A 2,795-nucleotide genomic window follows, 5' to 3' on the forward strand; every position below is an offset into this window, starting at 1 on the left:
GGTCGAGTTTGGTGCGGTATTCGTCGGCGCAGATGACGAGGCGGGTGTTGGAGTCGGTGAGGCGTTGGGTGATGGCGGAGGGGGCGAAGGAGGACAGGAGGGGGACGAGGACGGCGCCGAGGCGCCAGGTGGCGAGGGCGGTGACGGTGAGGTCGATGCCCTTGGGGAGGAGGGTGGCGATGCGGTCGCCGGGTTGGATGCCGCGGTGGGCGAGGCCGGTGGCGAGGGTTTGTGAGCGTTCGCGGAGTTGGCCGTAGGTGAGGGTGGTGGGTTCGAGGGTGGGGCCGATTTCGGTGGTGGCGATGGTGTCGGGGTCGTGGCGGTCGCAGAGGAGGTGGGCCACCGACGTGGTGGGGGTGTCGTAGGTGGCGATCCAGTCGCGCAGGAGTTGCGCTGGGTCGGACATCGGTGGTGTTCCTCGTTTTCGGTGGGTGTGGTGTTGCTTGGTGGGTTACCACAACACTATGCGCACCTGGTGTGGTGTTGTGGGTCTGGTCTCATCGGGGGTGGGTGAGGCGCGGGTGGTTTGGTGTTTTTGCGGGTTTTTGGGGTTGGTGTGCTTCTTCCCTTGGGGTGGGTGGGGGCGACAGGATGTGTCGCATGGACAGTGCGCGTGTGGTGGATCGGTTCGGGCTCGACGCGGGTGTGAGGGAGTGGCTGGAGGCCTGCGAGGGGTTGCCGGAGCCGGAGGTGGGGTTGAGGGTGCCCTCGGAGGCGGAGGCCGCCGAGGTGTTGGACATGTTCGTCCTGGCCGAGGACGACCGTGCGGAGCTGGAGGCGTTGTGGCCGGGGGCTCCGGGCGTGGACGGCGGGTGGCCCGAGGAGCTGTGGCACCTGGTGGGGTGCATGTACCGGCGGTTGTGGGCGGACGCGGATCTGCCGGTGGGGGTGTGGCGTCCCTGGCCGACGCTGGTGGAGGCCGAGGACGCTCGGGTGCGGGTGGCGTCGTTGTGGGCGTTCGTGGCGATGGTGCCCGAGCAGCTTCGGCGGCACGCGTTGCGCGGCATCGACCGGTCGGTGACGGTGGCGTCCCTGGCCGATGTGGGTGTGCAGGTGCGGCGGTCGCGGTGGTTGTTCGGTCGGTTGAGTGTGGAGACGGCGGCCTGGGTGGCGGCGCAGTTCCGTGGCCGGTTGTTCTGGGTGGGGGGTCTTCAGCTGGAGCCGGCGCTGTTGGGGGATCAGGGGCCGGTGCGCTGGTATTCGGAGGAGGAGGCCGCGGCGATGGGTGCGGGGTTGGCTCCGGGTGATCCGGTGCTGCGGTTGCACATCCCTTCGGGTGGGTTGGATCCGGACGCGGTGAGTGAGGCGTTGGCGTTGGCGGGCCCCTTCGCGCGGGAGCAGTTGGGGGTGGAGGCTCGGGTGGCCACGTGCACGTCGTGGCTGTTGGATCCGTGGTGGGAGCGGGCGTTGGGGGAGGGGTCCAACATCGTGCGGTTCCAGCGCAGGTTCACGTTGGTGGACGAGGGGGCGCCCGGGGAGGGTGACGTGTTCCGGTTTGTGTTCGGGATGCCTCGGGTGGAGGTGGAGCGTGCGCCGCGTCGGACCCGGTTGGAGCGTGCGGCGTTGGAGCGGTTGGAGTCGGGTGCGGGGTTGAGGGTGTGTACGGGGTGGTTGCGGTTGCCGTGAGCCGCGGCGGGTGCGGGGGTCCACCTTGGGGTGGGCCCCCGTTCGTGTGTGGGGGGCGAGTGGCGGACCGTTCCTGGCCTGGACCGTGTCTACGGTGGTCGGATGTCAGCGTCGACCCTGAGGAGTCCTGCCGTGTCCCCTGTCCCCGACGCCCCTGCGACGGGTTCGCCCGGCTGGTCGGAGGTCATCGCCCGCCGGTGTGAGCGCCATTTTCTGAGCCGTCCGGGGACGGGTGTGGCCCAGGTGGTGGGGGCGATGTGTGGGGCGCACGCGCAGATCGCGGGCGCGGCTGAGGTGTCGGTGGGGTTGCGGTTGGGCGGGGCCAGCCGGGAGCGCGTGCGGGAGGCGTTGTGGGAGCGGCGTGAGGTGGTGCGTACCTATGGGCCGCGCGGGACCGTGCACCTGTTGCCCTCGCGTGATCTGGGGTTGTGGTGTGCGGCGCTGGGCGCGGTGGAGCGGGCTCGGGGTGGTGGGGGTGTGCCGCTCGAACCGGGGCAGGTGGAGGAGTTGGTGTTGGCGGTGGGGGAGGTCCTGGAGGAGGACGAGTTGACCGTCGACGAGCTCACCCTGGCCTTGGAGGCGCGGGTGGGTGCCTGGGCGGGTGAGCGGGTGATGCCCGCGTTCGGTGGGTGGTGGCCCCGGTGGCGGTGGGCGACTCAGGAGCTGGCCACTCGCGGGGTGCTGTGCTTCGGTCGGCCCCGAGGGCGGGCGGTGACGTTCACGGGGGTGCGTCGTTGGGTGCCGGACTTCGTGTTGGCCTCGGAGCGGGAGGGGCTGGCGCACCTGGTCACCGGGTATCTGCGTGCCTACGGTCCGGCTGGTTCGGCGCACCTGGCCAGGTGGGCGGCGGCCCCGTGCGGGTGGACGGATCGGCTGTTGGAGTCCCTGGCGGGGGTGGTCGAGCCGGTCTCGGTGGGTGGGGAGCGGTTCTGGCGGGTGGCCGGTGACGTTGGACCGGCCGTGGAGCCGGTGCCCGAGGTGATGCTGTTGCCCTACTTCGATCCGTACACGGTGGGGTCGCACCCTCGTGAGGTGGTCTTTCCCGGCCGGGTACACGAGCGGGCGCTGGCGCGAGGGCAGGCGGGCAACTATCCGGTGTTGTTCCTGGAGGGGCGGGCTGCGGGGGTGTGGCACCAGAGGCGTTCGGGGAACCGGTTGGAGGTGCGGGT

General features: G+C 70.8%; 3 protein-coding genes. 2 read left to right on the top strand and 1 reads right to left on the bottom strand.

What is annotated here, in order from left to right; translation table 11 throughout:
* Positions 1-406 (bottom strand): AMP-binding protein (locus tag ADX84_RS24930; RefSeq protein WP_049579909.1); only part of this gene is annotated, 406 nt, incomplete at its 3' end.
* A 194-nt stretch (positions 407-600) separates the two neighbouring features.
* Between ADX84_RS24930 and ADX84_RS24935 the strand changes: the two genes are divergently transcribed.
* Together ADX84_RS24935 and ADX84_RS24940 are read left to right on the top strand one after the other, a co-directional pair.
* A complete protein-coding gene (locus ADX84_RS24935; protein WP_049579911.1) occupies positions 601-1,626 on the top strand; it encodes an acyltransferase domain-containing protein in 1,026 nt (341 codons plus the stop codon).
* 132 nt (positions 1,627-1,758) lie between these two features.
* The coding region (locus ADX84_RS24940; protein WP_049579913.1) for a winged helix DNA-binding domain-containing protein at positions 1,759-2,795 on the top strand (1,037 nt) is incomplete at its 3' end.

It is taken from the genome of Nocardiopsis sp. SBT366, assembly GCF_001083815.1.
Taxonomy (GTDB): Bacteria; Actinomycetota; Actinomycetes; order Streptosporangiales; family Streptosporangiaceae; genus Nocardiopsis; species Nocardiopsis prasina.

Bases quoted from the DNA above. Each gene is read 5' to 3' on its own strand.
- ADX84_RS24935 (WP_049579911.1), top strand. From the start codon at position 601: ATGGACAGTGCGCGTGTGGTGGATCGGTTCGGGCTCGACGCGGGTGTG.